Here is a 15,531-nt window from a genome sequence, read left to right on the forward strand (position 1 = left end):
CGGCAAACAAGGGAGCTTTGTCTCATGTGGCAATTCTGGGTCGACCGTGGGGGCACCTTTACCGACATCGTGGGCCGACGCCCGGACGGGACGCTTGTGACGCACAAGCTCTTGTCCGAGAATCCCGAACGCTACCGCGACGCCGCCGTGCAGGGCATCCGCGAGTTGCTGGGCCTGCGCCCCGACGACGCCATCCCCAACGGCACGATTGATGCGGTCAAGATGGGCACCACGGTCGCCACCAATGCACTGCTGGAGCGCAAGGGCGACGCCACCGTCCTCTTTATCACCCAAGGGCTCAAGGATCTGCTGCGGATTGGCTACCAGAACCGGCCCAAGCTGTTTGATCTGAACATCGCGTTGCCCGAATTGCTGTATGACGCTGCCTATGAGGTGCGCGAACGGGTGGCCGCAGACGGAGCCGTGATCACCCCTCTGAACGAGGCGCAACTGCGCCGCGATCTGCAAACGGCCTATGACGCCGGGTTCCGCGCTGTTGCCATTGCACTCATGCACGCCTACCGATTTCAGCGCCACGAACAGCGGGCGGGCGAGATCGCGCGCGAAATCGGGTTCACCCAGGTCTCGCTCAGCCATGAGGTCAGCCCGCTGATCAAGCTGGTGGGCCGCGGTGACACCACGGTGGTTGACGCCAACCTGTCGCCCATCCTGCGCCGCTATGTCGATCAGGTGCGCGACGCGCTCGGGGCCGGATCGGGCGGATGCAAATCGCTGATGTTCATGCAGTCCAATGGCGGTCTGACCGATGCAAGCCTGTTTCAGGGCAAGGACGCGATCCTGTCCGGTCCGGCGGGCGGTGTCGTCGGCATGGTGCGCACGGCGCACGCCGCCGGGTTCGACAAGCTGATCGGGTTCGACATGGGGGGTACGTCCACCGATGTGTGCCACTATGCGGGCAGCTATGAGCGGTCGTTTGAGACCGAAGTTGCGGGCGTGCGGATGCGCGCGCCGATGATGTCTATCCATACGGTGGCGGCGGGCGGTGGGTCGATCCTGAGCTTCCGGCAAGGCCGGATGCAGGTCGGCCCCGAAAGTGCCGGCGCCGACCCTGGTCCCGCCTGCTACCGCCGCGGCGGCCCGCTCGCGGTCACCGATTGCAACGTGGTGCTGGGCAAGCTGCAACCGGACCAGTTTCCGGCCGTCTTTGGCCCCGACGGCAACCAGCCCCTCGATGCCGACACACCCCGTCAAAAATTTGCGATCCTCGCCCAGGACATTGCCCGCGAAACCGGCGAAGCGCCCCTCAGCGTCGAGGAACTGGCCGAAGGCTTCTTGCGCATCGCGGTCGAGAACATGGCCAATGCGATCAAGAAGATCAGCGTGCAGCGCGGCTATGACGTCACCCGCTATACGCTCAACTGCTTTGGCGGCGCGGGCGGGCAGCACGCGTGCAAGGCCGCCGATGTGCTGGGGATGCAAAGCATTCTGATCCATCCCTTTGCGGGCGTGTTGTCGGCCTTTGGCATGGGATTGGCGGATGTGCGCGCCCTGCGCGAGTTCCAATTCGAAGGCACGCTTGCCGATCTCGACAATGCGGGCGAAACCCTGCGCCGCCTCAGCGATGACGCAATGTCGGAGGTGACCGGACAGGGCATCGGGCGGGACGCTGTCACCATGCTGCAAACCGTCCATGTACGCACGCGCGGTGGGCAACAGACCTTTCCCGTGGCCTTTGGCCCCCATGACGAGATGGTGGCGGCGTTCACCCAAGCGCATGAGACCTGCTTTGGCTTCGCACCCGACGTGCAGAACCTCGTCATCGACCTCCTGACTGTCGAAGCCATCGGCTCCACAGGCGAAGCGGCCAGCCTGAGCGACACCGGCACCGCCCAAGACCCTGTTCCGGTTCAGATGGTCAGCGACGGCGTCCTCCGCAGCGTCCCGCTTTACCAGCGTGACGGCATGGCCGGGGACGTGCCCGGCCCGGCGATCATCGTCGACCCAACCGGCACCAATGTGGTCGAGGACGGTTGGACCGCCTCGAAACTGGAGGACGGGGCGCTGGTCCTGCGCCGCACGACGCCGTTGCAACGGGCCGAGGCGATTGGCACCAGTGTCGATCCCATCATGCTCGAAGTCTTCAACAACCTGTTCATGTCCATCGCCGACCAGATGGGCGCGACCCTCGCCAACACTGCCTATTCGGTGAACATCAAGGAACGATACGACTTCTCCTGCGCGATCTTTGACGCGGCGGGTGATCTGGTGGCAAACGCGCCGCACGTGCCCGTCCACCTCGGCTCCATGAGCGACAGCGTGCGCACCATCCTGCGCGACAATGCAGGCCGGATGCGCCCCGGCGACGTGTTCATGCTGAACGATCCATTCCACGGCGGCACGCACCTGCCCGATATCACCGTGGTCACACCCGTCTTTGATGCGACCGGGCGCGACATCCTCTTTGTCACCGCTTCGCGCGGGCACCACGCGGATGTGGGGGGCAAGACCCCCGGCTCTGCCCCGCCTGACAGCACCCATATCGACGAGGAAGGCGTGCTGTTCTCGAACTTCCAACTGGTCAGCGCGGGCACCTTCCGCGAGGCGGACACCCGCGCACTTCTGGCCTCCGGCCCCTATCCCTGCCGCAACATCGACGACAACATCGCCGACCTGTCGGCCCAGATCGCCGCCAACGCGACAGGGGCGGCAGAACTGATGAAGGCGGTGCGTAATTTCGGCGTCGATGTGGTGTCCGCCTATATGCGCCACGTGCAGGACAACGCCGAAGAAAACGTGCGCCGTGTGTTGAACGTCCTCTCCGACAGCCAGTTTGTCTACCCGCTCGACAGCGGCGCAAAGATCAAGGTGGCCATACGTGTGAACCGCGCGGCGCGGAGTGCGGTGATCGACTTCACCGGCACGTCGGCGCAGGACTGGTTCAACTACAATGCGCCCCTGTCGATTTGCCGGGCGACGGTGCTGTATGTCTTTCGCACGCTGATCGGCGCGGACATCCCGATGAACGAAGGATGCCTCAGGCCGCTTGAGATCATCGCGCCCGAAGGCAGCATGATCAATCCCGCCTACCCCGCCGCCGTGATCTCGGGCAACACCGAGGTCAGCCAAGCGATTGCAGATACGCTCTATGGCGCGTTGGGCGTGATCGCCGGATCGCAGGGCACAATGAACAACTTTGTCTACGGCAACGACCGTTTGCAGAATTACGAGACGATCTGCGGCGGCACCGGAGCGGGCGACGGGTTCGACGGGGCCAGCGCCGTGCACAGCCACATGACCAACACCCGCATGACCGACCCGGAGGTGCTCGAGACGCGCTTTCCGGTGCGGGTCGAGGCGTTTTCCATCCGGCGCGGGTCTGGCGGTGCGGGGCGCTACCGGGGCGGTGATGGGATCACCCGCGCGCTGCGCTTTCTGGAACCGATGACGGTCACCACCCTGTCGTCGCACCGCACGGTGCCACCGCATGGGGCGTCCGGTGGCGCATCCGGAGAACCCGGAGAAAACCGGGTGATCCGGGCGGGTGGGACCCATGAGGTGTTGCAAGGCAATGATGTCACGTCGATGCAGCCGGACGATGTGTTTGTGATGCACACGCCGGGCGGCGGCGGGTTTGGGCGGGTGCCGTGATCAGCCCGCCGATAGGCTGGCCCACCACGCGTCCACGTCGGTCAGACTAAGGCGGTCGGACAGGCCAATACCAACGAGCGCGGGCGCGCAGTCGGCCTGAGCAGGCGTCACCTCGATCTGTTGGCCCACCACCTGCACGTCCCACGCGGCACCGCTGCGATCAATGACACGCCCCTTGAGCCGGAACAGCCCGGCGGGCCGCGCGGCAAGAGCGGCGCGCAGCGTTGCCACGTCCACGCCCGTCACGTCGGAACACGACCAAGCGGTGTGCGTTGGGTGCGGTGCGCCGGAGGCTGGCGTGGCCGTTGCAACCGGTTGCAACAACAAAAGCCGGGCCAGCGTGTCAACGTCGTTCGAACGCAGTGTCGCTGCATCCGTGGCAAGCCGCGGCAGCGCCGCCTCCTCTGGTATCTTGCTGACCGCAATGACGTCGGCCTTGGCCACCTGATCCACCAGTTGCGGGCCAATCAGCGGGTCGGCTTGCAAACCGTCAAAGGCGAGGCCGTCCACGACCGTGACGATCCCTCCGTAGCGCATCTCGGGTTCTGCGAGGGCCGCGTTGGCGATGCGCGCAGGGTCGGACACGCCGCTTGCCTCGACGATCAGGTGGTCCGGACGCGGTCGGCGGTCGAGCGCGTCGCCCAGCGCCATGAACAGGTCCGCACCCATCGTGCAGCATACGCATCCGTTTGTCAGCGCAATCGTGTCCTCGTCCCGCGACGCAAGCAGCCGCGCGTCGATGTTGATCGCGCCAAAATCATTGACCAGCACCATCAGCTTTAGCCCGTGATCCGCCGCCAGCAACCGGTTGATCAGCGTGGTTTTCCCCGCGCCCAGATAGCCGGAGATGACCGTCATCGGCAGCGGTGTCACAGCAACGTCACCCTGCCGCCAAACACAGTGCCCAGAACCGTCACATCCCGGAGCGCCTCAGGATCAACCGCACGCGGATCGGCACCAAGCACGGCAAAATCCGCGCGCTTGCCCACCGAGACCGAGCCGACCTCGTGATCCAGCTTCAGGGTCTGCGCGGCACCCAGCGTGATTGCGTGCAGCGCCTCGGGTACGGTGATGCGCTGCGCAGAGCCCAGCACTTGGCCCGACATGGTCCGGCGGTTGACCGCGCACCACGCGGTAAAGAGCGGGCCCATGGGCGTGACCGGCGCGTCCGAGTGGATCGCCACCGTCAGCCCGGCGTCGAGCGCAGAGCGCACGGCGTCCATCCGCTGAGCGCGGTCGTTGCCTATGGTCAGTGCGGCGTGCTGGTCCCCGAAATACCACAGGTGGTTGGCAAAGAGGTTCACACGAATGCCCAAACCGGCGCAGCGCCGGAATTGTGCCGCATCCATCATCTGCCCATGTTGCAGCACATGGCCGTGATCCGGCCACGGGGCGGCGCGCATAGCCTCGGCCAGCGCGTCGATCACGACCTCGGACGCCTCGTCGCCATTGACGTGGATATGCATCTGTACGCCCGCCGCGTGCAGGGCGGCGCAGGTGGTGCGGATCTGGTCGGGGGCCATGTTCCAGATGCCATTGGGCTGCCCCCCCACATAGCCCGGCCAGCGCACCCGCGCGGTCCACCCTTGGATCGACCCATCCGTCATCAGCTTGACCGCGCCCAGCCGCACCTTGTCGGTGGACCGACCCTTGAGCGACAGCGCGCGGGCCGCAAGGGCGGACGGATCGCCGCTTGCCCCCAATGCAGGTACGATGCGCAAGGCAAACGCGTCATCCCCTGTCACCGTCAACATCACGTCGAGGTCTTCGTCCTCCAGTTGCGAAAAGAGGTCCGTGACCGTCGTGACCCCGGCCCGCTGCGCCACCTGCGCATAGGACCGGATCGCGCTGGCACGCTGGGACAAGGCCCGAAAATCTATACCCAGACGCCGCATGATCGGGAACATCGCCGCCATTTCCTGCAATTCGCCCGTTGGGGTGCCATCCGGGCCTTTGACCACACCTTTGACGTCTGTGTTGGCATCGTATCCCGCAAGTGCCAGCGCCGCAGAGTTCACGCACATCAGGTGAAAGTTGGAAAACAGGATCGCGATGGGGCGTGTGGCTGATACCTGATCCAGATGCGCCCGGCCGAGCCGGTCGTCCGGCAGAAAGATCGGGTCAAAGCCCCAGCCGATCAAAGGCGCATCCGGTGGCAGTTCGGCCTCGATCTTGCGCAGGCGCGCGACGACATCGCCCAAGGTCGACAGCCCCGTCCACATGCGGCCCTCTGGGTCGATCCGGTCGTGATAGCCGGTATAGGCATAGTCCCAGATGGCACCCGCCATCATATGCGCGTGACCTTCGACAAAACCGGGCATCAGCACGGCGTCCGCCAGCGAGGTGTCGTGCACAACCGCACCCCACGGGTCGGCGCATGTGGCATCCCCCAAGGCCAGAATACGCCCGTCCCGCACTGCAACATGCGTCGCCTCGGGCACCGTTGGGTCCATGGTAACGATTGTTTTTGCTTGAAAAACCGTAATGTCAGACATGCAGACCCCCGCTGTAGTACACCTCTAGGCCTACAGCAGATAGCGACAAAGACAACTCGTTTTGGCCGCGGACCGTGCTTAGGTTGGGTGCTGCGGCGCGGGCAGCGCCTGCAAGTAGTCGACGAAATGCCGGGTGGGTCCCACCACGTGATCGCGCCGCCAGATCGCCGATGTGATCAGCCGTTCGGTCACATCCTCAATCGGGACAACCACAAGGCCCGGTGCCAGCGCGCTGCACACGTCTTCGGTCAGAACGGTCACCCCCATGCCGCAGGACACAAGACCAAGGATACCTGCGGTGTTGAACGCCTCCTGCACGATGCGCGGGACAAAGCCCGCGCGGCGGCACAGGGGGATCAGGTAGTCATAAAAATGCTGCCAGTCAGTGGAATTCCCGTGCACGAAATCCTCGTCCGCCAGATCGGCCAGACAAATGGCATCGCGTTCAGCAAAGGGATGGCTGTCCGCGCAGACACAGACAAAACGTTCCGATTGCACCGGGTGCTGGTCATAGCCGTCCTTGCTGACCGGGCCGGTGACAAACCCGATGTCCAGCTTGCCCTCGGCCAGCCGGTGCATCTGGGTCAGCGTCACGCCGTGTTGCGGCTTGAGCGTGATTTGCGGCTGGCGCTCCTGAAAATCCTTGAGCAGCGTCGGCAAGGGACCGGCAATCGCGAAATCCGTGTACCCGATGCGCAAAGAGCCAATCCGCCCGTCATGGGCGCTGCGCACCTCTTCGGTGGCGCGCTCCATCAGGCTGAGAATCTCATAGGCCCGCCCAAGGAATGCGCGCCCTGCGGGCGTAATCTGGACGTTCCTGTTGGACCGGATGAACAGCGCCACGCCCAGTTCCGTCTCCAGCGCCTGAATGGCGCGGCTCAGTGCGGGCTGGGCAATGCCAAGCCTGTCCGCAGCCCGGCGAAAATGCAGGTCTTCGGCGGTGGCGACAAAGTAGCGGACAAGGCGAAGATCGGTGCGCATGATGCCGTTTCGGTATCAAAATTGTTACATTTGATATTATGCCGATCCGATTCCCCATGCAAAGCTGAAAGAAAAAACAGATGGACAACAAGGAGAGACAACATGGGATTTCAGATAAAGACTGCCGTGGCAGCACTGGCACTGGCGACAGCCACCACAGCCGTTTCGGCGCAGGACATCACAATGAATGTGGGTTTTGGCGCGCCTGAGGATTCGCTTTATGGTCGGTTCGGCGCGATTTTCGAAGAGATGGCCGAAGAGTACACCGGCGGGTCCGTCGATGTGCGTCTGCGCTGCTGCAACCAAATCGCGACCGAGGACGAAGGGTTCCGCGCCATGCAGCTGGGCACGGTCGACGGCTTTTTCATCACAGCCAACAACGTGTCGCCGCACTGGCCGCTGATGGATGTGACCGTGCTGCCCTATATCTTCCAGAACACCGACCACCTCGCACGGGTTGTGGATGGCGAAGTGGGCGATTTCATCCGCTCGCAACTGCTGGCCGACACCGGTGTGCATCTTCTGAGCTTTGGTCCGGCGCTTTATCGAGACTTCTACAACTCGGTCCGTCCGGTGAACACGATGGCCGACATGGACGGCCTCAAAATCCGCACACCGAACAACGCGGTGATGCTGGCCACGTTCGAGGCATTTGGCGCAAACCCCGTGCCGCTGGCATGGTCGGAAACGCCCACCGCGCTGCAAACAGGCACCGTGGACGGCGGCGACAATGGCACGTCCTTTATCCGCGACATGAGCTTTTATGAGTTCATGCCAAACCTCGTCATCCTCGAACATTTCGTGTCGATGGCGCCGCTCTTTGCCTCCTCCAGCTTTATGGACCGGCTCAGCGATGAACAGCGCGAGCAGATCATGCGCGCCGCCGTCGATGCGGGCAACAAGTTCAGCGAAGAGGTCCGCACAGAGACCGAAGAAGTGCGCCAATGGCTGGTCGCCGAAGGTGGGATGACCCGCACGGACCCTGACCGCGCCGACTTTATCGCGGCCGCACAGACCGTGCAGCAAGCCGTGGCCGAAGAACGCGGGCAGGAGTTTGTGGACCTCGTTAACATGATCAACGCCGCAGCCGAGTAAGCCTGCGCATCCGAGCAACTGCCGGGGCCGTTTTGCTGGCCCCGGCCCGACCACCCGATCCCGACAGCGCACCCGAGGGGGACAACCATGGCCGTGCTACGATGGCTCGAACGGCATTTCGAGGAAGCACTGTGTTGCACCGCCCTCGTGATCATCGCCGTTGCCGTGTTTTCGCAGGTGCTGGCCCGCTACGTGTTCGAAGTGGCGCTGCGCTGGACCGAAGAAACCGCTGCCATCTGCATGGTCTGGGCCGTCTACATGGGCGCGTCGCTATGCGTGCGCGAGCGGTTCCACATCCGCATCCTCGTCGCGGTCCAATCGCTGCCCACGGGGATGGGACGGATCGCGATTTTTCTCGCTGATCTCGCTTGGGCGGGGTTCTGCGTTTTGATGATCCGGGTCAGTTGGGATTACCTCGGCGTGCTGTGGAAATTCCCGTCGCGCAGTCCCAGCCTCGGGATCAACGAGTTTTATCCGCAGACCATTCTGGTCATCGGCTACGGGCTGATGCTGGCCCGGCTGATCCAGACCTATGTGATCTGGTATCGCAACGGGGCCGAAGGGTTGCCGGGGATGCTGGTCGAGGATGGCGACGCGGCCCCGGATGAGGAGCATCTGTTTTGAATGAGCTTCTGATCCTGTCGATCTGCTTTGTCTTTCTGACGCTGATCGGCGTGCCGCTGTTTGCTGCTGTGGGCCTGACCACCGCGCTGGCGCTGTTCCTGATCGACATCCCGTTTACCCTGCTGGCGCAGACCGGCTATAACAGCCTCACCCCCTTTCCCCTGCTCACCATCCCGCTTTTCGTGCTGGCCGGACGGCTGATGGAGACGGGTGGTATGGCCAACCGGATGATCGGCATCGCGACCAAGCTGGTGGGGGCCTATCGCGGGTCCATGGGGCTGGTCACAGTCTTTGCCTGTATGCTGTTCGGGGCACTCTCAGGCTCCGGGCCCGCCACGACGGCGGCCATCGGGTCGGCCACGGTGCCTGCAATGAAAAAGGACGGCTATGACGTCCCCTTTGCCGCCGCAATCACCGCAAGTGCCGGCGCTCTGGGCAGCCTGATCCCGCCCTCGAACCTGATGATCATCTACGGGCTGGTCTCCGAAACCTCGATCCCGCGGCTGTTTCTCGCGGGGATCATCCCCGGCTTTGTCGTCACCACCCTGCTGATGATGACCACCTACATCATCGCGCGGCGGCGCGGCTACGGCGGGGGCGGCGATCCGTTCACATGGGGTCCGTTCCTGACCGCCGCGTGGGAGGGTAAATGGTCGATCGGCGCGCCTGTCCTGATCCTTGGCGGCATTTACGGCGGGGTCTTTACCCCGACCGAGGCGGCGGGCGTTGCGGTGTTCTACGCGCTTTTTGTGGGCCTGTTCATCTACCGCGAACTGACCCTGCGCAAGGTCCTGGAGGCGCTGCGGTTCACCGCCCTGTTGACCGGCATCCTGATCCTGCTGACGCCGACGCTGGCCTTTGGTCAGTTGACCGCCTTTTACGATGTGCCCGCAGCCGTGCAATCCGGCATCACCGCCATCACCACCAGCCCGTTCCTTGTCCTGCTGCTGATCGGGATTTTCTACATCTTCATCGGCACGTTCATGGAAAGCCTCGCGCAGATCGTTCTGTTCACAGCCGTGTTCCTGCCGCTGGTCACGTCGCTGGGGATCGACCCGGTGCTGTTCGGCATCTTTACCGTGATCACCTGCGAGATCGGCTTTCTGACGCCGCCTCTGGGCGCGAACCTGACGATTGCATCGCGCATCTCGAAGATTTCGCTGGAACGTATCTCGGTCGCGGTGCTGCCCTTTATCGGGGCCTATATTCTGGGGATGATCATCCTGATCCTGTTCCCGGACCTGACACTGTTCCTGCCCAATTGGGTCTACGGGCCCGCATCCGTGAGGTGACGCCCATGTTCGACCTGATCCTGAAGGGTGGTGAGGTGCATGATGGCACAGGCTGTGCCGCGCAGGTCACGGATGTGGGCATCAAGGACGGCATGATCGCCCATGTGGGCGAGATCAAACCAGACAGCGACGGCGAAGTGATTGACGTATCCGGCCTCGCCGTGTCGCCCGGCTTTGTCGACATGCACACCCATTCGGATTTCACCCTGATCGCCGATGGCCGCGCCGAAAGCCAGGTGCATCAGGGGGTCACAACCGAAGTGATCGGCCAATGCGGCATCTCCTGCGCGCCGGTCTGTTCACACGCCGCGATCCGGCAGGTGTCCCCGTGGTTCACCGAACGGGCCAAGCACCGCAAATGGCTGGGGTTCGGCGAATATCTGGATGTGCTGGACGACACCGGGCTGGGTGTCAACGTCGTGGCCTTTGTCGGGCACGGCACCATCCACCGTGCGGTTCTGGGCGACGAGTTGCACGCAGGCGAGCCGGACGACGTGGCCAAGATGGCCAAGTTCGTCGATCAGTGCATGGAGGAAGGTGCGGGCGGATTTTCGTCCGGCTTGGAGTATTTCCCCGGCATCCTCGCCGCCCCCGATCATCTGGTGCCCATGGTCGAGGTCGCGGCCAAATACGGGCGGCTTTATGCGACGCATGTGCGCAACCGCGACACCGAGTATGACCTTGGCTTTACCGAAGCGATGAGCACGGCGCGTCAGGCGGGCGCGCGCCTCCAGATCAGTCACATCCAACCGAAATTCGGCGCGCCCGTGCACGCGATGGAACATACGCTCGAAATGATCGACGTGGCGCGCAACCATGATGGCGACATCGCCTTTGACGTGATCCCGCATGACTGGAACCACACGTTGATGGCCGCGATCCTGCCGAAATGGGCGCAGGCCGGGGGGATCGACGATGTATTGAAACGGTTGGCGAACCCAGAATTGCGCGACCGGATCAAGGCCAACCCCAAGCCCATGTGGCTGATCGTCAAGGCGCGGCAGTGGAAGGATATCATTCTGCTGAACGCGACCGAGAACAAAGATCTCGTCGGTGCCAATTTCCAAGAGATCGGGCGGATGCGCGGCGTTGATCCCTATGACGCCGTGCTCGATATCTTGCTGGAGGAAGGCGAAAACCTGATGGCCACGATGTGGTCGTCCAAGAGCTTTCTGAATTCCGACATCGACCTGTGCCTAGAACAGCCCGAATGCGCGGTGATCTCGGACACGGTGGCCATCGCCAATGACGGCATCCTGAGCGATCACATCGGATCATTGAGCGGGTACGGCTGGGCCGCGCGGTTCCTGCAACACTATGTCCGCGACCGTCGGGTTCTAAGCCTGTCGCAAGCACTGGCCAAGATCACCTCGATCCCGGCAGAGCGTCTGGGCCTGAAAGGTCGCGGCAAGCTGCAAAAGGGGTATCACGCGGATATTTGCGTGTTCGACCCTGCGGCGATCACCAGCAATGCCACAGCCCGCCACCCGCGCCGCTATGCGTCCGGCATTGCCCACGTTCTGGTCAACGGCGCGATGTCGATGCGCAATGGCAAGCGGACAGAAATGAACAACGGCGTCGTGCTGCGCGAGTTTCAATCCGCCGGATAACGCGACACGTCAGAGCAGGGCATTCGGGAAAGATATGGTGCGGCCGGCGAGACTCGAACTCGCACGAGTGTTACCTCACAGCGACCTCAACGCTGCGCGTCTACCAATTCCGCCACGGCCGCAGACCTTGACTTGGTCCGTGGTCTTTAGCGTCGAACATCTGCAATGCCAAGCCTCAAAACCAAAGAAAAACCGGGGCCGTGACAGGCCCCGGTTCGGGATGTCCGATTGTGCGTCGGATCAATCGCTGATCACGAGGCCAAAGCTGGGCAGAGCCGAGGCTGGTTGCACCTGCGGCTGCGTGGCCACGGCGCTGGAATTTGTGCCCAGCGTCAGGGACGCTTTGCGCAGCAACTCCACCCGCTCGGGCTGACCGGGTGCGAACACGGCCGGTGCGCCGGCATCCACGGCTTTGAGCCCTTGGGCATACCAGACGCGGGCAACGTCCACCCGCTGCGAGGTGCCAAAGCCCTGCGCCAAGTGGTGGCCCATCAGCTCACCATATACGTGGTCGCCCATGGCAAAGAGCATCAGTGCCGAACCAAGTGCGACGTCCATGTCGTCCGTGCGGTAGCCGACGCCCATGCAAATCTGTGCCGTCCCTTTCAGCTGTGCAGGCGACATGCCCGTGGTCAGGATGAACCCGGCCACGTCGCTGACGACTTCGGGTTGGGTTTTCAGCGCCAGAGCGGCCACATGCTGTTGCATCGCGGGGCCGAACTGTTGGCACTGCGCCGCGATCTGGTCAGAGGTAAAGCCCTGCACTTTGGCGATCATGTCTTCGGATTTGGCGATGGCGTAGGTCCGGGCCAGACAGAACTGTTCGTTCAGCGCCACGTTGGGGTCGGTCATCGACGCCGCGGTGGTAAAGCCGCCATTGGTGTTGGTCAGCAGCGACACGGTATTGCAATGGGACGCCAGAGACTGCGTGCCCCCCTGCCCGAGGAAATTGGGCAGCGCTGCGGACGCGGTTGTCGTCGTGGGTGCCGCCGGTGCCGCCGCAGCCGGGGCCGTCGGTGTCGCCACAACCGTTGTCGTGGTTGTCGTACCCACGGGTGCAACGGGTTGCGGGGCCACGACGATTGTCGCACCCGGCTGTGCCACGGCTGTGCCACCGGCCATTTCCTGACGGTAGACCTTGAGCAGGCCGCGCGTGCCTTCGGGGTTTTGCGCGATCTGCTGGTTGACCGTGTAGCCACCCGCCTGCGCGCGGTTGTAGGAGGTGATCAGCAGGTTCTGTTCGAACGGGGTCAGCTGGCCCGTCGCCGGGTAGCCCATATAGGCCTGATAGTTCGAAATCGCTGCGCGCGACTGGCGGCCCAACTGGCCGTCCACGCCCCCGGCGTTGAAGCCGAAATAGTTGAGCGACGCCTGAATGTTACGTCCCTCTTGGGTCGAAGGAATGCGCGGCTTGTATGTCTTTTTGGTGTAGGTGCGGGTGGTGGCACGCTTGCGCTGGTTTTGCTTTGTCGCTGCGTGGCCCACAATGCCACCGATAATGGCGCCTGCCACAAAGTCACCAGCGTCCGCTGCGACCTTGGTGGCCGGAATAACGGCCAGAGACAGTGCAACGGCTGAGGCGGTAATCGTCTTCGAAATCATGAAATTCCCTCCGGGTTATGGGGAAGATCATACAAAACAAAGGGGATTCGCGAAGTCACAAATTCCATACCCGACCGTCAAACCTGCGCGTTCGCCAGGAAAAACATCCGTTCACGCCCGGATTCGCGGCGCGCGCCGGGACAGCGGCCAAAAGGCCCAGACCAACACCACCGCAATAATCCCGTATCCCAGTTCCGGCATATTCGGGATCACGATATGCTGCGTGGTGCGCCCCGGCAGAAAGTTAAAGGCCCCGGCCAGCACGACACCGCGCACGTAAAGGTTTTGCATCACGTGCCGGTGCAGCGCGATATCGCGCCGCCAGATCGCCCGCATGGCAACGTAAATGCCATAGAGCGCATAGACAGACAGCAAGTGGATCGGGCTGAGCCCAAAGGACGTGAACGGGCTGGTGATCCCGAACGACACCAGAGCCGCGCCCGCCAGCGCGCTGACCCACACATATCCCAGCGTCTTGTGCAGCCTGTCCCGGCGGGGCCGCCACAGCACCAGCGGCCCCAGCACAAGCGCGGTCAGCGCCAGCGCCACATGGGTCTGCACAATCGGGGGGGCGCTCAAAAGCGGGTCAAATGTCATGGTCAGGTCTCCTTTCCGTGTGACGCTTGCCTGCACGCTGCGTCTCTGGCACGAACAAGAGTGGCGGGTGCCGCGCCCGCAACACGTACTGCGTCAAACGACAAGGAAACCGCGTGAACAACAGCCCCCTGCAACTCGCGATGCGTGAAATGCGCCGCGATTTTCAGCGCCCCGTTCTATGGGTGGCGTTGGGCGGCGTGGGCCTTGTGCTGGCCTTTGCGGGCGCGTTCGGCACGGCAGACGTGCTGCGCCCGGTGCCGCTGGTTCTGTACTGGATAAGCGTGGTTATCCTGACCTATTGCGCGGGCGCGCTGACCGTGGGCACGCTGCGGCGCGCATTGCCATCGGCCTCGCGTTTCTTGCGGCTTTCGCTGACAGGACTTGCCGTCGGGTTGGTCGTGATGTGCATCGTCGCCGCAGTGAATACCGCGCTCTTTGGGACAGGGTGGCTGACCGGTGGGGCGGCTATTCGCTTTGCCGTTAGCACGCTGGGCACGGCCTGTGTGGTGACAATAATCCTCGAATACGCCTTTGCAAATGCTGGCACACCGACGGTCCCTGAACACCCTGCCCTGTTGTCCCGTCTTCCGGTTGCAAAACGCGGACCGCTTCTGTCGCTCAGCGCAGTGGACCACTATGTTGAGGTGACGACCACCAAGGGCACCGAACTGGTCCTGATCCGCCTCGCCGATGCCATCGCCGAAACGCAGCCGACCATCGGCCTGCGCATCCACCGGTCGCATTGGATTGCGCGGGATCATGTGGCATCTGTCGCGCGCGGCTCCGGCAAGGCTACCGTGCGGCTGAGCGACGGGCGCACCCTGCCCGTCAGCCGATCCAACCTGCCGCGCCTCAAGGAGCATGGGCTGCTGCCCGACTGACCCCATGACCAAAACGCCAGAATGGATCACCACGCCGGGCCTCACAGACTACCGCACCGCAGAGGCATGGATGGAAGCACGCGCTACGGCCATTGCCGCCGGAACGGCGCGCGAATGCATCTGGCTGGTGGAACATCCCCCGCTTTACACGGCAGGGACATCGGCAAAGCCAGCCGACCTGACCGATGCCGACCGCTTTCCCGTGCACAACACCCGGCGCGGCGGGCAATACACCTATCACGGTCCCGGACAGCGGGTGGCCTACACGATGCTGGACGTGGGCAAGCGCGGGCGCGATGTGCGCGCTTTTGTCCAAAATCTTGAGGCGTGGGTGATCGCGACCTTGGCCGAGTTCAACCTGCGCGGCGAAATCCGCCAAGGACGCGTCGGGGTCTGGGTCGCGCGTCCTGACAAGCCGCCATTGCCTGACGGCACCCCGGCCGAGGACAAGATCGCCGCCATCGGCATTCGCCTGCGCAAATGGGTCAGCTTTCATGGGCTGAGTATCAATGTCGAACCTGACTTGGGCCATTTCGATGGCATCGTCCCCTGCGGCATTGCCGAACATGGGGTGACCAGCCTTGTGGATCTTGGCCTACCCGTTACCATGGATGACGTGGATGTCGCGCTGAGAAAGACATTTCTGCAAGTGTTTCCAGACACTTAAATCCAGAACCCGGCCAAAGCCGCATCAATGCCAAACCCTGAACCGAATTTGGCCACATCATCTGATTAGCTGATCGTT

Annotated in this window: 12 protein-coding genes and 1 tRNA gene; 7 read left to right on the top strand and 6 right to left on the bottom strand. The window is 63.2% G+C overall.

The window, feature by feature from the left end:
• The first annotated feature begins 24 nt into the window (after positions 1 to 24).
• A complete protein-coding gene (locus Q1A85_RS14720; protein ID WP_299690850.1) occupies positions 25 to 3,609 on the top strand; it encodes a hydantoinase B/oxoprolinase family protein in 3,585 nt (1,194 codons plus the stop codon).
• Here Q1A85_RS14720 and Q1A85_RS14725 read toward each other — a convergent pair whose 3' ends face one another.
• From Q1A85_RS14725 to Q1A85_RS14735, 3 genes are all read right to left on the bottom strand, one after another.
• A complete protein-coding gene (locus Q1A85_RS14725; RefSeq protein ID WP_299690853.1) occupies positions 3,610 to 4,482 on the bottom strand; it encodes a GTP-binding protein in 873 nt (290 codons plus the stop codon).
• Complete coding sequence (locus Q1A85_RS14730) at positions 4,479 to 6,062, bottom strand: amidohydrolase (RefSeq protein ID WP_366140593.1); 1,584 nt, start codon at positions 6,060 to 6,062, stop codon at positions 4,479 to 4,481. The genes Q1A85_RS14725 and Q1A85_RS14730 overlap by 4 nt, the downstream gene beginning before the upstream one ends.
• A gap of 120 nt (positions 6,063 to 6,182) precedes the next feature.
• On the bottom strand, positions 6,183 to 7,085 hold the full coding sequence (locus Q1A85_RS14735; protein ID WP_299690859.1) for a LysR family transcriptional regulator: 903 nt from the start codon (positions 7,083 to 7,085) through the stop codon (positions 6,183 to 6,185).
• 102 nt (positions 7,086 to 7,187) lie between these two features.
• Here Q1A85_RS14735 and Q1A85_RS14740 point away from each other — a divergent pair, with 102 nt between their 5' ends.
• From Q1A85_RS14740 to Q1A85_RS14755, 4 genes are all read left to right on the top strand, one after another.
• Positions 7,188 to 8,180 carry a TRAP transporter substrate-binding protein gene (locus Q1A85_RS14740; protein ID WP_299690862.1) on the top strand — a complete coding sequence of 331 codons (993 nt, stop codon included), beginning with the start codon at positions 7,188 to 7,190 and terminating at the stop codon, positions 8,178 to 8,180.
• An 87-nt stretch (positions 8,181 to 8,267) separates the two neighbouring features.
• Complete coding sequence (locus tag Q1A85_RS14745; RefSeq protein ID WP_299690865.1) at positions 8,268 to 8,804, top strand: TRAP transporter small permease; 537 nt, start codon at positions 8,268 to 8,270, stop codon at positions 8,802 to 8,804.
• Positions 8,801 to 10,096, top strand: coding sequence for a TRAP transporter large permease (locus Q1A85_RS14750; protein ID WP_299690868.1), 1,296 nt, complete (start codon positions 8,801 to 8,803; stop codon positions 10,094 to 10,096). Before Q1A85_RS14745 ends, Q1A85_RS14750 begins: the two co-directional genes overlap by 4 nt.
• A 5-nt stretch (positions 10,097 to 10,101) precedes the next feature.
• Positions 10,102 to 11,706 carry an amidohydrolase family protein gene (locus Q1A85_RS14755; protein WP_299690871.1) on the top strand — a complete coding sequence of 535 codons (1,605 nt, stop codon included), beginning with the start codon at positions 10,102 to 10,104 and terminating at the stop codon, positions 11,704 to 11,706.
• A gap of 35 nt (positions 11,707 to 11,741) precedes the next feature.
• Here the strand turns inward: Q1A85_RS14755 and Q1A85_RS14760 are convergent.
• The 3 genes from Q1A85_RS14760 to Q1A85_RS14770 form a co-directional block, all read right to left on the bottom strand.
• Positions 11,742 to 11,828: transfer RNA gene (locus Q1A85_RS14760), tRNA-Leu, on the bottom strand.
• A gap of 118 nt (positions 11,829 to 11,946) precedes the next feature.
• On the bottom strand, positions 11,947 to 13,308 hold the full coding sequence (locus Q1A85_RS14765) for a peptidoglycan-binding domain-containing protein (protein WP_299690875.1): 1,362 nt from the start codon (positions 13,306 to 13,308) through the stop codon (positions 11,947 to 11,949).
• A gap of 111 nt (positions 13,309 to 13,419) precedes the next feature.
• The gene (locus Q1A85_RS14770) at positions 13,420 to 13,905 is read right to left on the bottom strand and encodes a DUF2306 domain-containing protein (RefSeq protein ID WP_299690877.1); all 486 of its coding nucleotides are present in this window, start codon (positions 13,903 to 13,905) and stop codon (positions 13,420 to 13,422) included.
• A 113-nt stretch (positions 13,906 to 14,018) separates the two neighbouring features.
• Between Q1A85_RS14770 and Q1A85_RS14775 the strand changes: the two genes are divergently transcribed.
• Positions 14,019 to 14,786: a LytTR family DNA-binding domain-containing protein gene (locus Q1A85_RS14775; RefSeq protein ID WP_299690881.1), complete on the top strand. Its 768-nt coding sequence runs from the start codon at positions 14,019 to 14,021 to the stop codon at positions 14,784 to 14,786.
• Between the two features lie 4 nt (positions 14,787 to 14,790).
• Entirely contained in the window at positions 14,791 to 15,453 is a 663-nt protein-coding gene (lipB, locus tag Q1A85_RS14780; protein ID WP_299690884.1) for a lipoyl(octanoyl) transferase LipB, read from the top strand.
• The last annotated feature ends 78 nt before the right edge of the window (positions 15,454 to 15,531 follow it).

The sequence above is a fragment of the uncultured Tateyamaria sp. genome (assembly GCF_947503385.1).
Taxonomy (GTDB): domain Bacteria; phylum Pseudomonadota; class Alphaproteobacteria; order Rhodobacterales; family Rhodobacteraceae; genus Tateyamaria.

What these genes read in the sequence shown, in the direction of transcription:
- Q1A85_RS14720 (WP_299690850.1), top strand. Translation starts at nt 25, where the DNA reads ATGTGGCAATTCTGGGTCGACCGTGGGGGCACCTTTACCGACATCGTG.
- Q1A85_RS14730 (WP_366140593.1), bottom strand. Translation starts at nt 6,062, where the DNA reads ATGGACCCAACGGTGCCCGAGGCGACGCATGTTGCAGTGCGGGACGGG.
- Q1A85_RS14735 (WP_299690859.1), bottom strand. Translation starts at nt 7,085, where the DNA reads ATGCGCACCGATCTTCGCCTTGTCCGCTACTTTGTCGCCACCGCCGAA.
- Q1A85_RS14740 (WP_299690862.1), top strand. Translation starts at nt 7,188, where the DNA reads ATGGGATTTCAGATAAAGACTGCCGTGGCAGCACTGGCACTGGCGACA.
- Q1A85_RS14745 (WP_299690865.1), top strand. Translation starts at nt 8,268, where the DNA reads ATGGCCGTGCTACGATGGCTCGAACGGCATTTCGAGGAAGCACTGTGT.
- Q1A85_RS14755 (WP_299690871.1), top strand. Translation starts at nt 10,102, where the DNA reads ATGTTCGACCTGATCCTGAAGGGTGGTGAGGTGCATGATGGCACAGGC.
- Q1A85_RS14765 (WP_299690875.1), bottom strand. Translation starts at nt 13,308, where the DNA reads ATGATTTCGAAGACGATTACCGCCTCAGCCGTTGCACTGTCTCTGGCC.
- Q1A85_RS14770 (WP_299690877.1), bottom strand. Translation starts at nt 13,905, where the DNA reads ATGACATTTGACCCGCTTTTGAGCGCCCCCCCGATTGTGCAGACCCAT.
- lipB (WP_299690884.1), top strand. Translation starts at nt 14,791, where the DNA reads ATGACCAAAACGCCAGAATGGATCACCACGCCGGGCCTCACAGACTAC.